General features: G+C 67.6%; 19 protein-coding genes and 1 riboswitch. Of the genes, 16 read left to right on the top strand and 3 right to left on the bottom strand.

Going from position 1 to position 17,861, the window contains the following annotated elements; translation table 11 throughout:
• Nucleotides 1-73: 73 nt before the first annotated feature.
• Entirely contained in the window at nucleotides 74-529 is a 456-nt protein-coding gene (tadA, locus tag ATE70_RS14790; protein ID WP_058538670.1) for a tRNA adenosine(34) deaminase TadA, read from the bottom strand.
• A 139-nt stretch (nucleotides 530-668) separates the two neighbouring features.
• On the opposite strand from tadA, the gene rpmB reads away from it, so the two are divergent.
• A complete protein-coding gene (rpmB, locus tag ATE70_RS14785) occupies nucleotides 669-962 on the top strand; it encodes a 50S ribosomal protein L28 (RefSeq protein ID WP_037517097.1) in 294 nt (97 codons plus the stop codon).
• 37 nt (nucleotides 963-999) lie between these two features.
• Here the strand turns inward: rpmB and ATE70_RS14780 are convergent, their stop codons facing one another.
• Nucleotides 1,000-2,001 carry an esterase-like activity of phytase family protein gene (locus ATE70_RS14780; RefSeq protein WP_058538669.1) on the bottom strand — a complete coding sequence of 334 codons (1,002 nt, stop codon included), beginning with the start codon at nucleotides 1,999-2,001 and terminating at the stop codon, nucleotides 1,000-1,002.
• A 161-nt stretch (nucleotides 2,002-2,162) separates the two neighbouring features.
• On the opposite strand from ATE70_RS14780, the gene ATE70_RS14775 reads away from it, so the two are divergent.
• The 15 genes from ATE70_RS14775 (at nucleotide 2,163) to ATE70_RS14705 (ending at nucleotide 16,659) form a co-directional block, all read left to right on the top strand.
• Nucleotides 2,163-2,570, top strand: coding sequence for a glycine zipper 2TM domain-containing protein (locus ATE70_RS14775; protein WP_058538668.1), 408 nt, complete (start codon nucleotides 2,163-2,165; stop codon nucleotides 2,568-2,570).
• 189 nt (nucleotides 2,571-2,759) lie between these two features.
• The gene (locus ATE70_RS14770; RefSeq protein WP_058538667.1) at nucleotides 2,760-3,851 is read left to right on the top strand and encodes a Ppx/GppA phosphatase family protein; all 1,092 of its coding nucleotides are present in this window, start codon (nucleotides 2,760-2,762) and stop codon (nucleotides 3,849-3,851) included.
• Nucleotides 3,848-4,546, top strand: a complete 699-nt coding sequence (locus ATE70_RS14765) for an RlmE family RNA methyltransferase (RefSeq protein WP_058538666.1) — start codon at nucleotides 3,848-3,850, stop codon at nucleotides 4,544-4,546. The genes ATE70_RS14770 and ATE70_RS14765 overlap by 4 nt, the downstream gene beginning before the upstream one ends.
• A 34-nt stretch (nucleotides 4,547-4,580) precedes the next feature.
• Complete coding sequence (locus ATE70_RS14760) at nucleotides 4,581-6,044, top strand: S41 family peptidase (RefSeq protein WP_058538665.1); 1,464 nt, start codon at nucleotides 4,581-4,583, stop codon at nucleotides 6,042-6,044.
• A gap of 51 nt (nucleotides 6,045-6,095) precedes the next feature.
• Nucleotides 6,096-6,279, top strand: a riboswitch (cobalamin riboswitch).
• 142 nt (nucleotides 6,280-6,421) lie between these two features.
• A complete protein-coding gene (locus tag ATE70_RS14755) occupies nucleotides 6,422-8,386 on the top strand; it encodes a TonB-dependent receptor plug domain-containing protein (RefSeq protein WP_156419746.1) in 1,965 nt (654 codons plus the stop codon).
• Entirely contained in the window at nucleotides 8,386-8,931 is a 546-nt protein-coding gene (locus ATE70_RS14750) for a hypothetical protein (protein WP_058538664.1), read from the top strand. Before ATE70_RS14755 ends, ATE70_RS14750 begins: the two co-directional genes overlap by 1 nt.
• Nucleotides 8,931-9,338, top strand: a complete 408-nt coding sequence (locus ATE70_RS14745; protein WP_058538663.1) for a DUF1636 domain-containing protein — start codon at nucleotides 8,931-8,933, stop codon at nucleotides 9,336-9,338. Before ATE70_RS14750 ends, ATE70_RS14745 begins: the two co-directional genes overlap by 1 nt.
• Nucleotides 9,335-10,351: a nicotinate-nucleotide--dimethylbenzimidazole phosphoribosyltransferase gene (gene cobT, locus ATE70_RS14740; protein WP_058538662.1), complete on the top strand. Its 1,017-nt coding sequence runs from the start codon at nucleotides 9,335-9,337 to the stop codon at nucleotides 10,349-10,351. The genes ATE70_RS14745 and cobT overlap by 4 nt, the downstream gene beginning before the upstream one ends.
• The gene (locus ATE70_RS14735) at nucleotides 10,348-10,917 is read left to right on the top strand and encodes a histidine phosphatase family protein (RefSeq protein ID WP_058538661.1); all 570 of its coding nucleotides are present in this window, start codon (nucleotides 10,348-10,350) and stop codon (nucleotides 10,915-10,917) included. Before cobT ends, ATE70_RS14735 begins: the two co-directional genes overlap by 4 nt.
• Nucleotides 10,914-11,633, top strand: coding sequence for an adenosylcobinamide-GDP ribazoletransferase (locus ATE70_RS14730; RefSeq protein WP_058538660.1), 720 nt, complete (start codon nucleotides 10,914-10,916; stop codon nucleotides 11,631-11,633). Before ATE70_RS14735 ends, ATE70_RS14730 begins: the two co-directional genes overlap by 4 nt.
• Complete coding sequence (locus ATE70_RS14725; RefSeq protein WP_058538659.1) at nucleotides 11,630-12,604, top strand: aminotransferase class I/II-fold pyridoxal phosphate-dependent enzyme; 975 nt, start codon at nucleotides 11,630-11,632, stop codon at nucleotides 12,602-12,604. The genes ATE70_RS14730 and ATE70_RS14725 overlap by 4 nt, the downstream gene beginning before the upstream one ends.
• Nucleotides 12,597-13,535, top strand: a complete 939-nt coding sequence (gene cbiB, locus ATE70_RS14720) for an adenosylcobinamide-phosphate synthase CbiB (RefSeq protein ID WP_058538658.1) — start codon at nucleotides 12,597-12,599, stop codon at nucleotides 13,533-13,535. Before ATE70_RS14725 ends, cbiB begins: the two co-directional genes overlap by 8 nt.
• Complete coding sequence (locus tag ATE70_RS14715) at nucleotides 13,523-14,980, top strand: cobyric acid synthase (protein WP_058538657.1); 1,458 nt, start codon at nucleotides 13,523-13,525, stop codon at nucleotides 14,978-14,980. The genes cbiB and ATE70_RS14715 overlap by 13 nt, the downstream gene beginning before the upstream one ends.
• Nucleotides 14,977-15,501, top strand: coding sequence for a bifunctional adenosylcobinamide kinase/adenosylcobinamide-phosphate guanylyltransferase (gene cobU / locus ATE70_RS14710; RefSeq protein WP_058538656.1), 525 nt, complete (start codon nucleotides 14,977-14,979; stop codon nucleotides 15,499-15,501). The genes ATE70_RS14715 and cobU overlap by 4 nt, the downstream gene beginning before the upstream one ends.
• Before the next feature lie 84 nt (nucleotides 15,502-15,585).
• Nucleotides 15,586-16,659, top strand: coding sequence for a transglutaminase-like cysteine peptidase (locus ATE70_RS14705; protein ID WP_058538655.1), 1,074 nt, complete (start codon nucleotides 15,586-15,588; stop codon nucleotides 16,657-16,659).
• Here ATE70_RS14705 and ATE70_RS14700 read toward each other — a convergent pair.
• On the bottom strand, nucleotides 16,605-17,861 hold the full coding sequence (locus ATE70_RS14700; protein WP_037517121.1) for an HlyD family type I secretion periplasmic adaptor subunit: 1,257 nt from the start codon (nucleotides 17,859-17,861) through the stop codon (nucleotides 16,605-16,607). The two genes, ATE70_RS14705 and ATE70_RS14700, sit on opposite strands and share 55 nt — an antisense overlap.

Here is a 17,861-nt window from a genome sequence, read left to right as displayed (position 1 = left end):
AAGGCAGGGGCCGCCGTGGGCATAGCGCTGAATCTCTCGCGGCCCCTGCCTTCGCAGGGGCGACGGTAGGTTTCTACCGCCGCGCCACGAAGAAATCTCTGAGCAGCGCCGCCGCTTCATCTTCGCCGATGCCGTCGTAAATCTCGGGCCGGTGGTGGATCGTCGGCTGCGCGAAGGTGCGCGGGCCGTGGACGACCGCGCCGCCCTTCGGATCGTCGGCGCCATAATAGAGGCGCGCGATGCGCGCGTGGGCGATCGCGCCGGCGCACATCGCGCAGGGCTCGAGCGTCACATAGAGGTCGCAGCCATCGAGCCGCTCGTTACCGAGCTTGGCCGCCGCGGCGCGAATCGCGACGATTTCGGCATGCGCGGTAGGATCGTGCGATTCGCGCGGGCGGTTATGGCCCTCGGCGATAATCGCACCGTCCTTGACGATCACCGCGCCGACGGGCACTTCGCCCCATTCCGCGGCGATGCGGGCGAGATCGAGCGCGCGGCGCATCGGTTCGGGGAGCGGAAACTGAGCCATAAAAGCGGCCTATGCGCTTGACGAATCTCCTGCAAGCCGATAAGCGCGCGCCTTTCCCGGCTCACTCCGGTTCTGTATTCCCCGTTTTGCGGGAAGTGCCCGGACGCCGACCTGAAATTTTTTGACGAGGACGAAGACCATGTCGCGCATCTGCGAACTGACCGGCAAGGGCCGCCAGGTTGGCCACAATGTGAGCCACGCCAACAACAAGACCAAGCGCACCTTCCTGCCCAACCTGCAGAATGTGACGTTGCTGTCGGACGCGCTCGGCAAGGGTGTGAAGCTGCGCGTGTCGACCCACGGCCTGCGCACGGTCGAGCATAATGGCGGTCTCGACAACTGGCTGCTGAAGGCCGGCGACGACCAGCTGTCGACTTCGGCGCGCAAGGTGAAGAAGGAAGTCGCGAAGAAGCTGGCCGAAAAGGCCGCTTAAGCGCTTTCGAATCGCTAAAAGCAATCAGGCCGCCGGATCACCGCGCGGCCTTTTTGCTGTCCGGCCTCTTTTTCGGCGGCAGGCCCACCAGTTCAAATTGCAGCAGCAGACTGCGTTGCCAGACATTGAAATTATTGTCGGCAACGAGCCATAGCCAAGTCCGCCCCTGCTCGACCGAAATCGCCGCGCCTTCATAATTTTCGGCGAGCGCCGCCGGGACGCGGCCGATCGTCCGTGATCGCACGACAGCGCCCTTCTTTATGTCCGCGGGGTCGACGACAGCGACGATCGTCGTGAAAACGGGGTCGAAGCCGAGCCGCCGGTGCACGATCAGGATGCGCCCGTCGGGCAGCGCCGCGGCATCACTGACCAGCCCGCGCCCCGCCGAATCATAAAAGAAGCGAATCGGCGCGGGACCGGGCGCGGCCGGATCGCCGGTGTAGATCAACGCCTCGCGCCCGCGCGGATCGTCGTTGGCGTCTTCCAGAAAGACCACCGTCCGGCCGTCCGGCAGCCGCGTCATCGCCTCAGGCCCGCGATTCCTGGGCCAGCGCGCCGGTTCGGGCAGCTTGCGTCGCGACTCGATTGCCGAAAGACCGGCATCGAGTCGCCAGATTTCGTTGATCCCCTCGAGCGCGATCCAGCTCTTGCCGCTTTCGGGGGCGACAAACATCGCCTCGGCATCGACCATGGATTTGCGTTGCGGCCGGCCGTCGGGCGTCGGCAGCGCGCGAATCCGGACATCCGAAACCGAACCGCGCGCATCGAGCGTCAGGCGCACTCCATAACCATTGTCGCCGATCAGCTGAAACCGGTCCGGCCCCATCCGCGCGAGCGCCGAAAAGCCGCCGAACCGGCTGTGCGGGCTGACGAGATGCCAGCCGCGGACGAACCGCATCGCACCCGAAGCCTCGGGCGCGAAAACCAGCGGACGCGCGGCGGCGCCTTCGGTCATGTCGCCCTTCGGAAAGCGCATGACGGTGCCGGGCACCGGACCGACGGCAAGAAAGATCAGGGCAGCGAAGAGCAAGCGGCGCATCGCCGCGGGTTAGGGCGGCGATACGCGAAAGGGAAGCGGTTCGCCGCAGAAAGCTGAACATCAGCCAACAACCATGTTCAGGCTTCGCTCAATGCGAATCAGGCAAAACCTGTTTCATCGACAAAGCCCAGTCGGGCCAATGACGACGAAGGAGAACGACAATGAAAAAGATGGTGACCCTCTCGATCGCCGCCCTGATGTCCGCCGCGACGCTGGGCATGGCGGCTCCCGCCGCGGCGCAGAACGGTTATTATGACCGCGACGGCTATTCGAGCTATTACAGCGGCTACGACCGCGACGATCGTCGCTACGACCGCTATGACCGCCGCGACTATCGCCGCGACCGCCGCGATTACCGCAATGATCGCCGCTATTACCGTGGTGACCGCCGCAACTATCGCCAGTGCGACAAAGGCACCGGCGGCACCGTGATCGGTGCGATTGCAGGCGGCCTTGCCGGTCATGAAATCGCCGGCCGCGGCGACCGCACGGTCGGCACGATCATCGGCGGCGCTGTCGGCGCCCTCGCCGGCCGCGCGATCGACAAGGGGAATGACGGCTGCCGTTAAGGGCTGTCCCGACCCCCAATAATTTCCTTCCCTCCTCCACCCCGCCCGGCCCCGCGCCGGGCGGGGTTTTCTTTGCGCCCAGCAGGCCGGGGAGGAGGCCTTGCCATAATGGCCGGGAAAGCCTAGGTTTGCTGCCAAGTGCACGCCTGCGGTCTTGCGGGCGCGTGAGCAGAACAGGTTACGATAGCCATGCGGCAAATGGCAGCGCCATCAGGGCGACCGCCGCGGCCAGGCCCGGCGGTAAAAGGACGAAACAAGGCGGGTGGCGAATCGCGTCCGATGCCGATCACGCGGCCGCGCAGCTATGCCGCGATCGACCTTGGCACCAACAATTGCCGGCTTTTGATCGCCCGCCCGCAAAATGGCGAGCTCGTCGTCATCGACGCTTTTTCGCGCATCGTCCGCCTCGGCGAAGGCTTGCACGGCAGCGGCCGCATCAGCGACGCGGCGATGGACCGCACCGTCGCGGCGCTGTCGATCTGCGCCGACAAGCTGCGCCGCCGCCACGTCTCGCTGTCGCGCGCGGTCGCGACCGAAGCGTGCCGCCGCGCGAGCAACGGCGAGGAACTGGCCGAGCGTGTCCGCCGCGAAACGGGCATCGTCCTCGACATCATCTCGGCCGCCGAAGAGGCGCGGCTCGCGGTGCTCGGCTGCCACAATCTGATGGAGCCCGGCGAAGGCCCGGCGCTGATCTTTGACATCGGCGGCGGTTCGACCGAGCTGATGCACGTCGATGTGTCGGACCATGACGTCAAGATCCACGACTGGATCAGCGTGCCGTGGGGCGTTGTCTCGCTGACCGAACATGCGCCGCTTCCCGACGACAGCCTCGCCGGCCGCCAGGCCGCCTATGCACATATGCGCGAAGTGACGCGCGAAGCTTTTGCCGCCTTTGCCGGGCGCGCCGAACGCTTTGCCGGTCAGAAGCTGCGCCTGCTCGGCACCAGCGGCACCGTGACGACGCTCGCCAGCGTCTTCCTCGACCTGCCGCGATACGACCGACGCGCGGTCGACGGGCTGGTGGTCCCATCCGATGCGATGCGCGACATCAGCCGCCGCCTTGCCGACGCGAGCATCGCCGATCGTGCCGAAATCGCATGCATCGGCCGCGAGCGCGCCGACCTGGTCGTCGCGGGCTGCGCGATCCTCGAGAGCATCATCGACCTGTGGCCCGCCGTGCGTGTCGGTGTCGCCGACCGCGGCATCCGCGAGGGCATCCTGCGCACGCTGGCGATGCAGGGCCGCGACATCCCCGTCACCCGCCGCGAGTATCGCAAATGAGCGGTGCCGGCGGAAAGGGTGGCAGCGGCCGCGGCGGTCTCCATGTGCGCGTCAAAACCGCGCGCAAGCGCAGCGTCTCGTCGACGCGCTGGCTGCAACGCCAGCTCAACGATCCCTATGTGCGCCGCGCGCAGGCCGAGGGCTATCGCTCGCGCGCCGCATACAAGCTGATCGAGCTCGACGAGAAATTCGGCTTCCTCAAGAAATCGCGCGCGGTCGTCGACCTTGGCATCACGCCCGGCGGCTGGTCGCAGGTCGTACGCAAAGCGAACCCCCGCGCGCGTATCGCGGGGATCGACCTGCTCCACTGCGAGCCGATCGAGGGCGTCGAAATCCTCGAAATGGACTTCATGGACGATGCGGCGCCGGGCGCGCTGATCGAGGCGCTCGGCAGCGCCCCCGACCTCGTCATTTCGGACATGGCGGCGAACACTGTCGGCCATCAACAGACCGACCATCTGCGCACGATCGGCCTTGCCGAAACCGCCGCCGATTTCGCGGTGCAGAATCTGCTGCCCGGCGGCGCGTTTGTGGCCAAGGTGTTCGCGGGCGGGGCGGATCACACACTGCTGACTCTACTAAAACGTCACTTCACAACGGTAAAGCACGCCAAACCGCCGGCGAGCCGCAAGGGGTCGCCCGAACTTTATGTCATCGCCCAAGGCTTCAAGGGCCGGAGCAAGGACGCGGAATAAACAGTGTAATGGGTCGATCCGGGGGAGAATTTTGATGGCCAAGTCGGGGCAGTCGGTCGCGGCTGTGACGCTCGCCGCGCTGATGCTCGCATCGTGCGGCGGCGGGGGTGGTTCGAGCACCCCCGGAAGCGGCGGCGCCGTCACGGTCACCCCAACGCCAACCCCTACCCCGACCCCGACCGCCACTTGCGCGCTGGCGTCGCGCCAGGCTTTTGCGAAAGCGGTGATCGACGAATGGTATCTGTTCCCCAGCGACATCGCGAACGTCAGCGCGGCGAGCCATAGCAATGTCGAATCCTATATCGACGCGCTCGTCGCCCCGGCGCGCGCGCTGAACAAGGATCGTTTCTTTACCTACATCACCTCGATCGCCGAGGAGAACGCCTTCTACGCCAGTGGGTCGAGCGCGGGGTTTGGCGTCCGCATGACCTATGATGCGGCGGGTCAGCGCATCCTCATTGCCGAAGCCTATGAGAGCGCGCCGGCTTTTGCTGCCGGGATCGACCGCGGCACCGCGATCGTCGCCATCGGCACGAACAGCGGAAATTTGCGTAGCGTGGCGAGCATCGTCGCCGCCGAGGGGACCGCGGGCCTCACCAATGCACTCGGCCCGAACGACCCCGGGGTCAGCCGCGTGCTGCGCATCACCGACGCGGCCGGAACGCGCGACGTCACCGTCGCCAAGGCCGACTATTCGCTCGATCCGGTTTCGGACCGCTATGGCGCAAAGATCATCACCGAGGGCGGCCGCAGTTACGGCTATCTGAACCTCCGCACCTTCATCTCGTCGGCGGACGACCAGTTGAAGGCGGCCTTTGCCGATTTCGGCGCACGCGGCGTGACCGACATCATCATCGATTTCCGCTACAATGGCGGCGGCCTCGTTTCGACGGCCAATCTAATGGGCGACCTGATGGGCGCAAATCGCGCCGGGCAGCTCTTCTCGCAGACCCGTTTTCGTCCGAACAAATCCGCAGAGAATGACGAGCATCGCTTCGCACCAGTGGCGCAGTCGATCGCGCCGACGCGCATCGCTTTCATCGGCACCGCGTCGACCGCATCGGCGAGCGAACTCGTGATCAATTCGATGCTGCCCTATCTCGGCACCAATATGACGCTGGTCGGCGGCAACACCTATGGCAAGCCGGTCGGCCAGATCGCGCTCGACAAGGCCGAATGCGACGACCGCATGCGCGTCGTCGCATTCGCGACGGCCAATTCGACCGGCGCGGGCGACTATTATGACGGGCTCGCCCCGAAAATCACGAACAGCTGCGCCGCGAGCGACGACCTGACCGTCCCGCTCGGCGACCCGCGCGAGGCATCGATCCGCGCCGCGATCGGCTTCCTGTCGGGCACCGCCTGTACCACGCGCATCGCCGACGCCAGCGCGGGTGCGGCGGCGCGGAGCCGCAGCGCCCGCATGCTCGCCGAGCCCGAGATGCTCACCCCCGAGCGGCCGAGCGCGGCGCAGCGCGAACTGCCCGGACTATTCTGATCGCCCCCTGCTGCATCGCAGCAATTGACCGCGGCCCGAAAAAGGGGCTAACGGCCGCGGCAAGCGACAGGTTCCCCGGCGACGGGGACTAAGAGGGAACGGGAAAACCCCGGCTGCCCCTGCAACTGTACGCGGCGAGCCATCGGCCACTTGCCATTGGGATTCCGGTCCCGAGAAGGCGGCCGACCGGCGCTGACCCGCAAGCCAGGAGACCTGCCCGTCGCCGTCGTCTTTCGCGCGGACAGGGTGTGCCGGGCGGACGGGGGTGAACCCGCATGACGACAAGCTTGGCTGCGCATGGGCGCGGGCGATGTCGTGTGTCCCCGGGACAACCGCATCGACCGTGTTCGTGAGCGGCATTGTCGAGGGGTTATCCTGTGTTTAAAGTGTTTTTCCGAAGTTCGATCTGCCTCGCCGCCGTTGCGGCATCCTCCGCTGCGTTCGCCGACGAAGCGTCGACCGCGCACGCTGTCGCCGCCGACGGCGACAGCATCATCGTCACCGCGACGCGCGCGCCGCTGACGCTCGACGAAGTGCCGTCGTCGATCGCCGTGCTCGACAAGGAAGCGATCGATCGCGCGCAGGATATCGGCGTCACCGAACTGCTGCTCCGCACGCCCGGCATCAGCATTGCGCGCAACGGCGGCTACGGCACCTCGACCTCGCTGCGCATCCGCGGCGCCGAATCGGAGCACACCGTCGTCGTGATCGATGGGGTGAAGCTCAACGATCCGTCGTCGACCGGCGGCGGCTTCAACTTCGCCAACCTGCTCATCGGCGATATCGACCGGATCGAGGTGCTGCGCGGCCCGCAATCCATCCTGTGGGGCAGCCAGGCGATCGGCGGGGTTGTCAACGTCGTCACCGCCTCGCCCGAAAAATCGCTCGAAGGCAGCTTCGACCTCGAGGCCGGGTCGCGCGAGACCGTCAGCGCGCGCGCGGCGATCGGCGGCCGTACCGGCCCGCTCGCCTGGCGCCTCGGCGGCCAGCGCTTCACCACCGACGGCATTTCGTCGCACGCCAAGGCGTTCGGCGGGGTCGAGCGCGACGGCTATCGCAACACTAATCTTTCGGGCCGCGCCGAACTGGCGCTCGCCGACAATGTCAGCACCGAGGTCCGCGGCTATTATTCGAGCGGCCGCGTCGAATTCGACGGCTTCAATACCGACAGCAACGACTATGGGTTCAACAAGGAATTCGTCGGCTATGCGGGGCTCAATTTCGACCTCGTCGACGGGCGGTTCCGCAACCGCGTCGCTTTTGCCTATACCGACACCAACCGCGATAATTTCAACCCCGACCGCGCACGCCCGCAGAGCTTCGAGGCCGACGGCCAGAACAAGCGCTGGGAATATCAGGGCAGCTTCGATTTTACCGATCGCATCACCGCGATCTTCGGGGTCGAGAATGAACGCTCGGACTTCCGCAGCCGTTCGCCCTCGGCATCGCTGGCGACCCCGCTTCCGGCGTTCGTGCGCGGCAAGGCCGAACTCACGAGCGCCTATGGTCAATTGAGCATCGAGCCGATCGACGGCCTGACGCTCAATGGCGGCGTCCGCTATGACGATCACGACCGCTACGGCGGGCAAACCTTGTTCGCGGCGGGCGGCGTCTGGCGTCTCGCCACCGGCACCGTGCTGCGCGCCAGCTATGGCGAAGGCTTCAAGGCGCCGTCGCTTTATCAGCTGTTCAGTGAATATGGGAATGTCGGGCTCGATCCCGAAGAAGCGCATGGCTGGGAAGCCGGGATCGAGCAGCATCTGTTCGACCGCAAGCTCGTCGTCGGCGCGAGCTGGTTCGACCGCACGACGACGAACCAGATCATCTTCAACAGCTGCAGCTTTCCGACCTCGACCGATCCGCTCTGCACGGTGCCCGGCAGCAGCCCGGCGACCCCGCGCTTCGGCTATTATCTGAATGTCGCGCGCAGCGAAGCACATGGCGTCGAGGCGGCCGCGGCGCTCACGCTCGGCGGGCTGACGCTCGACGGCAATTACAGCTGGATCGTCGCCGAGGACCGCTCGGAAGGCACCGCCAATTTCGGCAAATGGCTGCCACGCCGCCCGCGCAACACCGCCAACGCCTCGGCGAGCTATGCCTTTGGCTTCGGACTCGAACTCGGTGCGGCGGTGCGCTGGTCGGGCAAGAGCTATGACAATGCGAGCAATGCGACGCGGCTCGACGATTATACGCTCGTCGACCTGCGCGCCGAATATGCGCTGTCCGATGCGGTGAAGCTGTTCGCGCGCGCCGAGAATATCTTCGACGAGCAATATATGACGGCGTTCCGCTATGGCTCGCTCGGCCGCAGCATCTACGCCGGCATCCGGGGTCGCTTCTGATGGCCGCGCTGTCGGACCGGGGCGCCTCGGCGCTCTGGGTCTCGCTGCTGACGGCAGCGAGCACCGCGACGACACTCGCGCTCGCCTGCGCGACCCCCTTTCCGGCGCTTGCGGCGCTCGCGGCGGTCCATATGCGCCGCCGTGACGGCGTGGCGCTGATGCTGCTCGCCTGGGCCGCGAGCCAGTTCGTCGGCTTCTTCCTGCTCGGCTATCCGCGCGATGGAAGTACCCTCGGCTGGGGCGCCGGGCTCGGCACCGCCGCGGTGGGATCGGCGCTCGCAAGCTATGCGGCGCTGCGGGCGCTCCCATACCGCTCGGTCGCGGCGCGGCTCAGCCTCGCCTATGCGGCGGGGTTCACGGCGTTCAAGGGCATCATCCTCCTATGGGCGCTTGTGCTCGGCGGGCTGCACACCGCGATGGCACCCGACCTGCTCGCCGAACAGTTCGTGCGCAACGGTGCGATCCTGATCGGGCTTTACGCCCTGTATCGCGCGCTCGTCGCGGTTGGCGTCCCGGCGCCGCCGCAACCGGCAACGGCGGCATAATGCTGACGCGCGTCGACCCGGGGCCCGCGGTCGTGGTGTGCAACACCTGCCGCCACAGCCGCGAGTCCCGGGACGACGCGACAGGCAAACGCGGCGGCGCGCGGCTCGTCGAGGCGCTGAAACAGCATAAGGAAGGCGATCCGCGCTACGCCGGCATCGCGGTGCAGGAAATGGCGTGCCTGTTCGCATGCCAGGACCATTGCACCGTCCACCTGCGCGCGCCCGACAAGGTCGGCTATGTCCTCGGCCGGTTTCAGGGCGATGAAGAGTCCGCGCGCGCCATCCTCGACTATGCGGTCCATTATGCGACAAGCGAGCATGGCCGCGTCCCCTTTTCGCTTTGGCCCGAAGGCGTCAAAGGGCATTTCATCACCCGCACCCCGCCACCAGGATTTGTCGCCGAATGACCAGCTTTGCCTCCGTCCATGCCTTCGAGGCCGCGCTTGCGAACCTGCGGGATCCCGATGCCGGGGCCGCCGCCGACGCGCGGGTAAGACAAGGCGAGTTGACCAAACCCGCCGGATCGCTCGGGCGGCTCGAGGATCTGGCGATCTTTTTCGCCGGCTGGCAGGGCCGCGCGCGACCGCGGATCGCCCGCGCCCGCGCCGCGATCTTCGCCGGCAACCATGGCGTCACCGTCCATGGCGTCAGCGCCTTTCCGCCGAGCGTCACAGCACAGATGGTCGCCAATTTCGCGAACGGCGGCGCCGCGATCAACGCTTTGTCGGGCGCGGCGGGGCTCGAACTGACCGTCGTCGCGCTCGATCTCGACCGGCCGACCGCCGATTTCACCGTCGATGCCGCGATGAGCGAGGCCGAATGCCTCGATGCGTTGAACCGCGGCGCGGCGGTGGTCGACGCCGACCTCGACCTGATCGTCCTCGGCGAAATGGGGATCGGAAATTCGACCGCCGCCGCCGCGCTGTGCGCGCGCAGCTTCGCAGGCGGCGTGGCGGGATGGGTCGGGCCCGGCACCGGGGTCGACGGCCACGGCGTCGCGCGCAAGGTCGAGGTGATCGAGCGTGCGCTCGCCTTTCACATCGATGCGCCGCGCTCGGCGTTCGAGACACTGCGCCGCGTCGGCGGGCGCGAGATTGCGGCGATCGCGGGCGCGATCGTGCGCGCACGCCAGCTTGGCGTTCCGGTGTTGCTCGACGGCTTCATCTGCACCTCGGCCATCGCACCGCTTGCGGCCGAGAATCCCGCGATCGCGGACCATATCATCGCGGGCCATTGCTCGGCCGAGCCGGGACACAAGCGTCTGCTCGACCTGCTCGGCCTCGCCCCTCTGCTGTCGCTCGACATGCGGCTGGGCGAAGGCAGCGGCGCGGCGGTCGCCGCGAACATCATTCGCAGCGCCCTCGCCGCGCACGACCAAATGGCGACCTTTGCCGAAGCGCAGGTTTCAGCGTCGCTGTGAGCGGCTTCGCGCTCCATCTGCTGCGCCACGGCGCGCCCGAAGCGCCGGGTTTGCTGATGGGACGCACCGATGGCGCGCCGACCCCCGAAGGCATCGCCGCTTGCGTGGCGCAAGCCGAAACCCTCGGCATCGAACGCCTGATCGCATCCGACCTTCGCCGCAGCCGCGCGGCCGGCGAAGCGATCGGCGCGGCGATCGGCGTGCCGCTCATCATCGATCCGCGCTGGCGCGAACTCGATTTCGGCGACTGGGACGGCCAAGCGGCGAGCACCATCGACCGCGACGCGCTCGGCCGCTTCTGGAGCGATCCCGACGCCAATCCCCCGCCCGGCGGCGAACGCTGGTCGGTGTTCGCCCGGCGCGTGTCCGCCGCCATCGCCGACCTTGCGCCGGTTCCAACATTGATCGTCACCCACGGCGGCGCGATGCGCGCCGCGCTCCATGCGCTGTGCGGGTTCGACCAGCGCCAGCTCTGGGCGTTCGACCTGCCCTACGCCGCGCTGCTCTCGCTCTGCGTCTGGCCGGGCGAACCGCCCAGCGCGCAGATCGCGGGGCTCTATCGATGAAGGGGCTCATCGTCGCGATCCAGTTCCTGACGCGCCTCCCCACCCCGCACATTTCGGTGTCGAGCGACGAATTCGCGGCGTCGATGCGCTGGTTTCCCGCAGTCGGGCTGATCGTCGGCGCGATTGTCGCTGCAGGCGGCTGGGCCGGCGCGCGGATCGATCCGTGGACCGGCGCCTCGTGCGCGCTCATCCTCTGGGTCGCAGTGACCGGTGCGCTGCACCTCGACGGGCTCGGCGATATCGCCGACGCAAGCGGGGCGGCGCACAAGGACCGCGAACGCCTGCTCGGCGTCCTCTCCGATCCGCATGTTGGCAGCTTCGCGGTGGTGACCATCGCGCTGCAACTGATCGCCAAGCTGGTGCTGCTCCACGCGCTGCTCGATCGCCAGATGTTCGCCGCCATCGCGCTCATACCCTTTGCCGCGCGGATCGGCCCGCTCGCATGGTCGCGCGCGCTGCCCGACCTTCACGCGGGACTCGGGTCGCGTTTCCGCAATGCCGTGCGACCAGTGGACTTCGTCATCTGGGGCTTGGCTCTCGCCGCTGCGGCGTGGGTATCACCCTCGCTGCTCATCGCACCCCTGATCTTCCTCCTCTGTGGCTGGTGGCTGCTGCGCAGGATCGGCGGGATTTCAGGCGATGGCCATGGCGCGGGAATCGAGATCTCCGAAAGCCTGCTGCTCGCCGCGGCGCTGCTGCTGGCGCATCTTGCATGAGCAGCCCATGGACCTGGCACGGCGGCGGGCTCGAAGCCGCGAAGCGCGCGTTCGGGAATGGCGACTGGATCGACCTGTCGACCGGGATCAATCCGCACCCCTGGCCCGGCGCGGCCGCGATGGTTTTCGACTGGCACCGGCTGCCCGACCCCGACGCACTCGCGCAGCTCGAAGCCGTCGCCGCCGCCTGTTTCGGTGTCGACGCCCGCCATGTCTGCGCCGTGCCCGGAAGCGAGATCGGCCTGCGCCTGACCGGGACGCTGATCGAAGGCCTCGCACGGCATATCGCGCCGAGCTATCGCACCCATGGCGAAATGGTCGCGGGAAGCACGCCGATCGCCCCCGAAGCGGCATGCGGCCACGACGGCACATTGATCCTCGCCAACCCCAACAATCCCGACGGCCGCGCGACCGGCGCCGCGGCGATGCAGGCGCTGCTGGACGGGCGCGGACCTGGCGGCTGGCTGTTGGTCGACGAAGCCTTTGCCGACACCGATCCGGCCACGAGTATCGCGCCGCTGGTCGATGACGGCAGAAGGCTGATCGTCTTTCGCTCCTTCGGCAAATTTTTCGGCCTCGCGGGCATCCGGCTCGGCTTCGTCGTCGCGCCGCAAGCCATCGTCGCGGCGCTGCGCGAACGGCTTGGTGCATGGCCCTTATCCGCGGCCGCGATCGCGATCGGAACCGCCGCCTATGCCGACCGCGACTGGATCGCCGCCGCGCGGCGCCGGCTCGCCGATGAAGCCACCGCACTCGACACCCTGCTGGTGCGCCAGGGTCATCGGCCGACCGGCGACTGCCCGCTCTTTCGCCTGATCGAAACCGGCGACGCGCATGCGCTGTTCGAACGGCTCGCGCGGCGCGCGATCCTGACGCGTCCCTTCGCCGACCAGCCGCGTTGGCTGCGGATCGGCCTCCCCGCCCACGCCGCCGCGCGCGCGCGGCTCGAAGCGGCGCTAACCGATGGCTGAGCCAGTCGCGCTCACCGCACTCGCGCTCGACGCAGCGTTCGGCTGGCCGCGCGCACTCTATCGCCACATCGGCCACCCCGTCGGGCTGTTTGCGCGGATCATCGACAGTTGCGAGGGGCGGTGGAACCGTCCCGAATATAGCTTCGGCGCACGGCGCGCGCTCGGCGTCCTGACCCTGCTCGTCCTGCTGACCCTCGTTGCCGGCTCCGGCTGGGCGCTTCAGCGCCTGCTACTCGCGTCGCTCGGCGGCTGGGGCTGGATCGGCGTGGCGATCCTTGCCTGGCCCGCGCTCGCGCAGCGCAGCCTGTTCGATCATGTCCGCGCGGTCGGCGAGCGGATCGATGCCGGCGACCTCGCCGGCGCGCGCGGTGCGGTCGGCATGATCGTCGGCCGCGACACCGCCGCGCTGGGCGAAGCTGGCGTCGCCCGCGCCGCGATCGAAAGCCTTGCCGAAAGCTATTGCGACGGCGTCGCGGCACCGCTCTTCTGGCTGCTCCTCCTCGGCCTGCCGGGCGTGTGGGCGTATAAGGCGGTGAACACCGCCGACAGCCTGATCGGGCACCGCGAGGAGCGCTGGCGCGCCTTCGGCTGGGCGGCGGCGCGTTTCGACGATCTTCTGAACTGGATTCCGGCGCGGCTGGCCAGCGTGCTCATCTGCCTGGCGGGCGGTGGCGGCTGGCGTGTATTGTGGCGCGACGCGCGGCGCCACGCTTCGCCCAACGCCGGCTGGCCCGAAGCGGCGATGGCGGGCGTACTCGGGCTTCGGCTGGCGGGCCCGATCGCCTATGACGGCGTGATGCACGACAAACCATGGATCGGCGATGGGACCAGCGACGCGGGCGGCGACGAAATCGACCGCGCGCTCACCATCTATATCCGCGCCTGCCTGCTGCTGTGGCTGATCGCGGGGGGCGCCCCGTGGCTGCGCTGATGTTGCAGGGCACCGGCTCCGACGTCGGCAAGTCGGTGCTCGTCGCCGCGCTGTGCCGCGCGCTGACCAATCGCGGCCTTCGCGTCCTTCCCTTCAAGCCGCAGAATATGTCGAACAATGCAGCTGTGACGACCGACGGCGGCGAGATCGGGCGCGCGCAGGCGCTGCAAGCCGTCGCGTGCCGCGTCGAACCGCACAGCGACATGAATCCGGTGCTGCTGAAACCGCAGGCCGATCGCACCTCGCAGCTGATCGTCCACGGCCGCGTGCGCGGCACGCTCGGCAGCGGCAATTTCCGCGAGGCGCGCGGTGCGCTGATGGCCGAAGTGCTCGAAAGCTATGAACGCCTCCGCGCCGCCTCGGACATCGTCATCGTCGAAGGCGCCGGATCGCCCGCCGAGATCAACCTGCGCGCGGGCGACATCGCGAACATGGGTTTCGCGCGCGCCGCGAACGTGCCCGTCGTGCTGATTGGCGACATCGACCGCGGCGGCGTGATCGCCTCGCTCGTCGGGACGCGCGCGGTGATCGACGTCGAGGACGCCGCGATGATCCGCGGCTTCCTGATCAACAAGTTTCGCGGCGACCCCGCGCTGTTCGAGGACGGCTATCGCGAGATCGAGAAGCGCAGCGGGTGGCCGGGGTTCGGCGTGATCCCGTGGCTGAGCGCCGCCTCGCGCCTGCCGAGCGAGGATGCGGTGATCCTCGAACGCCCGGCCGACCCACGCGAGGGGCGTAAGATGATCGCCTGCCCGATCCTTCCGCGCATCTCGAATTTCGACGATCTCGATCCGCTGAAGCTCGAGCCCTGGGTCGAGATTGTGATGGTGCCGCCGGGCCGGCCGATCCCAGCCGAGGCGGCGATCATCGTGCTGCCGGGATCGAAGGCGACGATCGCCGACCTCGCGGCGCTGCGTGCCGAGGGCTGGGACATCGACATCAAGGCGCATCACCGGCGCGGCGGGATGATCGTCGGGCTGTGCGGGGGCTATCAGATGCTCGGGCGCCGGATCGCCGACCCGCTGGGGCTCGAAGGCGCGCCGGCCGAAGTCGAAGGACTCGGCCTGCTCGACGTCGAAACGATTCTTTCGCCTGCAAAGACGTTGCGTCACGTGCAGGGCACCGCATTGGGTGCAGCGGTGGAGGGATATGAAATGCATATGGGCGAAACCAGCGGCGCCGGCACTGCGCAGCCATTCGCCGTTCTGGAGGACGGTGCGCGGGATGGGGCGATCAATCGCGAAGGCAATGTCATCGGCTCCTATCTCCACGGCCTGTTCGCTTCGTCCGACTTGCGCCGCGCGTTGCTGGCGCGGATCGAGGTAGCGGGCGGCGGGCGCGACTATGCCGCCGACGTCGATGCGGCGCTCGACGACATCGCAGCCGAGTTTGCGGGGCATGCCGATATCGATGCGATGCTGCGCATCGCGGGGATCGGCGCATGAGCGGATCGTCGCTGTTCGTGCTCGGCGGCGCGCGATCGGGCAAGAGCCGCTATGCGCAGGCGCGCACCGAAGCTGCGGGCGGCAGCCCGGTCTTCGTTGCGACCGCCGAAGCGTTCGACGACGAGATGCACGAGCGGATCGCGCGCCACCAGGCCGACCGCGACGCGCGCTGGCGCACGGTCGAGGCGCCGCGCGACCTGCCCGCCGCTATCGATGCGCTGGATGCCGAAGATGCGGTCGTGCTGGTCGACTGCCTGACGCTCTGGGTCTCGAACCTGCTGCTCGCCGACGCCGACATTCCGCGTGCGGGCGGCCAATTATGCCATGCGATCAACCGCTTCAAAGGGACGCTGATCCTCGTCGCGAACGAAGTGGGCCTCGGCATCGTGCCCGACAATGCACTCGCACGGGCGTTTCGCGACGCAGCCGGGCAGCTCAACCAGTCGGTCGCGGCGACGGTGGACGAAGTGGTGCTGCTCACCGCCGGACTGCCCCTGACACTCAAGCCGCGCGGGGCATAGCCCTCGCTTTCCGAAACGTGCTGAAGGCTGTGTTTACTATCGTCATGAAGCATATCCTCACGCCGCCCCGGCAAATCGGGCCGCATGAGAAAGCATGCCCATCTTGTCGCTGGCGATTCGCGATGGCTTCCTGTCTCCATCGCGCTTGCCGCCGCAGCGCTGACGCCGTCGGTCGCGCACGCCTCGTCGAAGCTGCTCAACGCCAAGGCGTTGGCGGGCAGCAAGACCGCATGCCCCGTCGCGGCGAGCTATGCGCCGCCGGCCAGGGCCGACATCTCACGCGCCATATTGGGCGGAGCGCCGAGCGCGCTCGAGCGCATCCGGGCCGACCAGCAGGGAATCGCGGCGTCCGAAGCCGCTGCCGCTGTACCGATCACCGCCGGCCTCGCCGCTTTCCCGGTTCGGCAGGCGCTCGAGCCTGCCAGCCGCACCCCGATCGCTTTCCCCTCGTCCGAGGACTGCGGTGCGCCGTCGATTTTCGTACCGCTCGTTGAAACCGCCGAATATGATCCGGCCGCCGAACTCGGCACCCGCGCGATCCCGGTCAAACGCACGCGTTTCGACGACCGCTGGGATCATGTCCGCCGCGCCGCGCCCGCCGGGCTGATGCAAAGCAAGCTACGCCGCGCGAACGCTTCGCCGGGGCTGGCCGAGCAGGACCTGCTCGCGCGGGTCAATCAATGGGTCAATCGCGAGATCGCCTATGTGAACGACGACCGCAATTACCGGCAGCGCGATTTCTGGGCGACCGCCGAGCAAACGATCGCGCGCGGCAAAGGCGATTGCGAGGATTTCGCGATTCTGAAAATGCAGATGCTGCGCGCCGCGGGAGTCGACGCCGACCGCATGAAGCTCGTCCTCCTTCGCGACCTCGCCGCGAACGCCGACCATGCCTTCCTGCTCGTCCAGACCGACGCCGGGAAGGTCGTCCTCGATAATGTGACCGACCGGCTTTACGACGGCAGCCGGGCCAATGCGGTGCGTCCGGTGTTGTCGTTCAGCGAGAACCGCCGCTGGGTCCACGCCTATCGCGGCACACAGCCGTCGGCGAATTTCGCGGCGATCCCGGCGTCGCAAAAATCCTACGCGCTGGCGCTGAACAATCAGCGTTCGGTAAGCGCCGATCCGCTGACCTTCAAGACGGGCTTGAGCAAATAACTCAGCACCGACTTTTTCCCGGTCACGATTTCGACGTCGCATAGCATGCCGGGGGTGATCGGCAGCCGCCGACCGTTCGACGTCAGATAGCTGTTGGTCGTTTCGACGACGACGGTGAAATAAGCCTGCCGTTCGACCTCGTCATAGATGCTGTCCGCCGACACCCGGACGACCTTGCCGTTGAGCCCGCCATAGATTGAAAAGTCGTACGCAGTGACCTTGACGTTCGCGGGGTCGCCGACCTTGATGAACGCGATGTCGCGCGGGGTGACGCGCGTTTCGATCAGCAATTTGTCGCCGAGCGGCACGATCTGCATGATCTTTTCGCCCGCATTCACATAACCGCCGAGAGTGTTGACGAGCAGGTCGTTGACGACGCCGCGCGTTGGCGAACGGATCTCCGATCGCGCCAGCCGCCCTTCGGCGCCGCGGATCGTTTCCTCATTCACCGCCATCTTGGTCGTTAGCTGGCTGCGTTCGTTGAGCGCTTCCTGCTGGAAATCGAAGCGCGCGCGCGACACTTCGGCGCCCGCTTCGCGCACCGCGGCCTGCGAGCGCGAAATCGCCTGGCGCGCCGCGGCGAGCCGGCCCTGGATGTCGACGACCTCGCGCTGCGCGGTCAGCAGCTCGGTCTGCGGCACGACGCCCTTTGCCGCGAGCGGCGCGAGCATCGCGACCTGTTCGCGCGCGAGGCTCAGGCTGCTTTCGAGCGACGAGGCGGTCGCCTGCGCTTCGCCCATATCGCGGCGGCGCTGCTCGACGCTGGCCGACAGCGCCGCGAGCTGGCTTTGCAGCGACGAGCGCCGGACCTCGGCCAGCCGCGTTTCGTCGCCGCAGCTTGTCCCAATGCAACCCGCCCCGCCGCCTTCGCCCGCAAGGCGCGCGGCGCGCTGCGCGAGGCGGGCATTTTCGGTTTCGAGCTGGCCGAGTTCGGACTGCGACGTCGTATTGTCGAGCCGCACGAGCAGTTGGCCCTTTTTCACTGTCTGCCCCGATCGCACGAGGATTTCGCGGATCGTCGAGGGTTCGGCCGATTGGATGATCTGCACCTTCGACGAAGGGATCACGCGGCCCTGCCCGCGCGACACCTCATCGACGCGCGCGATGCTCGCCCACAGCAGGAACAGCACGAAACCCGCCGCTGCCGCGACCATGATCTGCTCGCTTCCACGGAGGCGCTGCCAGAATTTCACGATTCCCAT

The organism is Sphingopyxis sp. H053, assembly GCF_001468225.1.
In the GTDB taxonomy this organism is placed as follows: Bacteria; Pseudomonadota; Alphaproteobacteria; order Sphingomonadales; family Sphingomonadaceae; genus Sphingopyxis.
This window is presented reverse-complemented; position numbering and strand designations above follow the sequence as displayed.